Below are 211 nucleotides of genomic sequence, written 5' to 3'. Positions count from 1 at the left end.
TTGTGGCAACGCCAGCGGCAAGCAATGGTCCAAAACGTGTGGTGGCAGTGACAGCCTGTCCGACAGGCGTCGCACATACGTTTATGGCTGCTGAAGCTATCGAAACCGAAGCGAAAAAACGCGGCTGGTGGGTGAAAGTGGAAACCCGCGGCTCAGTAGGGGCAGGTAATGCCATTACGCCGGAAGAGGTTGCCGAGGCCGATCTGGTGAT

The 211-nt window shown here is 57.3% G+C and carries 1 protein-coding gene; it reads left to right on the top strand.

From position 1 onward, the window contains the following. The coding region (locus tag FDX22_RS22545) for a fructose PTS transporter subunit IIB (protein ID WP_222592563.1) at window positions 1–211 on the top strand (211 nt) is incomplete at both ends.

The sequence above is a fragment of the Citrobacter sp. TBCS-14 genome, assembly GCF_005280805.1.
GTDB lineage: Bacteria > Pseudomonadota > Gammaproteobacteria > Enterobacterales > Enterobacteriaceae > Citrobacter > Citrobacter gillenii.
This window is presented reverse-complemented; position numbering and strand designations above follow the sequence as displayed.